The organism is Veillonella intestinalis, assembly GCF_943192895.1.
In the GTDB taxonomy this organism is placed as follows: Bacteria; Bacillota; Negativicutes; order Veillonellales; family Veillonellaceae; genus Veillonella_A; species Veillonella_A intestinalis.
In genome coordinates, this window is record NZ_CALPCB010000017.1 from 1 (window position 1) to 2,473 (window position 2,473).

Annotated in this window: 2 protein-coding genes; one reads left to right on the forward strand and one right to left on the reverse strand. The window is 35.9% G+C overall.

Features of this window, described 5'->3' with window-relative positions; translation table 11 throughout:
- On the forward strand, positions 1–1,048 hold a 1,048-nt coding region (locus NFR27_RS10025), incomplete at its 5' end, for a putative porin (protein ID WP_251455331.1).
- A 440-nt stretch (positions 1,049–1,488) separates the two neighbouring features.
- Here the strand turns inward: NFR27_RS10025 and NFR27_RS10030 are convergent.
- A partial coding sequence (locus NFR27_RS10030) for a putative porin (RefSeq protein ID WP_251455333.1) occupies positions 1,489–2,473 on the reverse strand: 985 nt, incomplete at its 5' end.

Consider the following 2,473-nt stretch of genomic DNA (forward strand, 5'->3'; position numbering starts at 1 on the left):
CGCTGAACAACAAGCTTTGATTAACCGTTTAGCTGACGAATTCTCCAGCGAATTAAACAACTTGGGCGTTCGTGTTGCTACTTTGGAAAACAAAGTTGGTAACATTAAAGCTACTGGTGACGTTCGTCTTCGTTACAAAGGTTTTGAAGACAAAGGTAACTTCTCTGACAGCAAAGATAAGAAAAGCAAATTTGATATGCGTGGTCGTGTTCAATTCAATGCTCAAGTAAATGAAAATACTACTGCTGTTATCCGTTTGACTAGTGGCGATTTAGAATTCCATAATGCTAAGGCTGAAAGTAAGGCGTCTATTGACCAAGTATATGTAGCACATAAATTTGGTAAAGATACTACAGCTGTATTAGGTCGTTTTACTGCAGTAGTAGGTAATGGTTTAGTTTATGATGATACTTTTGATGGTGCTGCTGTAGCATACAATAACGGAAACTTCTCCGCAACTGCTGCTTATGGTTCTTTCCAAACTGGTAGCCTATTCAGCGGATATGATGCTGTGAAAAAAGAAACTGTTACAGGCACTAAAATTAATGGAGATGCAGAACATAACTACACTGTAACTTTATTACAAGCTAAAGGTAACTTGGGTGAACATGCTACTTTAGGCGGTTTCTATGCATTTACTAATAATAACCTTGAAAACGATATTTACGGTGGTTCCTTAGACCTTAACTTCAAAAATGTTTGGGTTGGCGGTGAATACGCTACATTCGACAAAGATTGGGTAAAAGGTGTAGATAATGATGGTAACGATGCATGGGTTGCTGGCGTAGGTTTCGGTAACTATAACATCAAAGAACAAGGCACTTGGGGTGTTAAAGTTCAATACTTTGACTTAGCTAAACATTCTCCTGTAATTAGTTCCACTTGGAACCAACCTTACAATAGCAATTACAAAACTTGGATGGCTACTGTAAACTATGCATTGGCTGAAAACGTTGGCCTTTCTGGTTACTGGGCATTCAATGGTGAAGATCAAGATGGTAAAGATATCGGCGACTTCTACCGTGCACAATTAGACTACAAATTCTAATTAATAAATTAGATATAGTTTAGTTTAACTTAACATTAAAAGGCAATCTTGCTTTAGCAAGATTGCCTTTTTTGTTAATAAATTTTGAATAAAAATAAATAGTTAATTGACTCTTATCATAATATTATATATTGTTTATGCTTTTTATATTTTTAAAATGATAAACTTTATTTTATATTAGTAATTTAAAGAAATTCTGATATTTTCAAAGATATATTTATAGGAATTTGAATCTTTGAATTAATGAAAACTAACAACAACCCAAATTAAATTCTGTGTTCATCTCAAATAACAGTATCAAATCTTATCCTATATCTCTATCTCGTACTATAGTTTTTTTATTCTATGTATCCATTTATAATTATAAAGACAAAAACAACCACCTCCAAAGGAAGTGGTTGTTTTATTTTTACTACATATTAAATTCTTATTAGCTAAGATTAGAATTTGTAATTTAATTCTGCACGGTAGTAATCGCTTACGTCATTACCAGCTTGGTCTTCGCCATTGAATGCCCAGTATGCGGACAAGCCAACGTTTTTAGCCAAAGCGTAGTCAACAGTTGCTAACCATGCTTTGTAGTCAGTATTGAATGGTTGGTTCCAAGTGGAGCTGAATACAGGTGCATTTACATCTAAATCAAAGTATTGTGCTTTAACGCCCCAAGTACCAGCTTTTTTGATATCATAGTTACCAATACCTACACCAGCTACCCAAGCATCGCCATGGTCAGCTTTGTCAAATGTAGCATATTCGCCACCGATCCAAACTTTATCAAAGTTAAGATCTAAATGACCACCATAGATATCATCATCTAAATTTTTGTTACCAAAAGCGTAGAAACCGCCTAAAGTAGCATGTTCACCTAAGTTACCTTTTGCTTGTAATAAGGTTACAGTAGCGTTATCTTCTTCAGATAAACCTTTGAAGTCGCCTTCAACAAAGTAACCATGAGCAGCAGTTGCGGAGAAGTTACCATTGTCATATGCAACAGCAGCACCATCAAACGCATCATCATAAATCAAGCCGCCGCCAATGAAAGCGCCAAAACGACCGATTACTGCAGTAGTTTCCTCACCAAATTTATGAGCTACATAAGCACGATCAAAGCTTACTTCGTTACTATTGATTACATTACCATCTTTATCAACTCGAGAGTTGGAAGAGTTACCAAATTCATGGTTGCCAGTAGTAATACGAACAACAGCAGAAGTGTTGTCATTTACAGTAGCATTGAATTGGATACGACCACGGTAATCAAATTTGGATTTACCATGTTCGAAATCACGGTAACGAAGACGAACGTCACCAGTAGCTTTTACATTACCAACTTTGTTTTCCAAAGTAGCAACACGAACGCCCAAGTTGTTTAATTCGCTGGAAAATTCGTCAGCTAAACGGTTAATCAAAGCTTGTTGTTCAGCA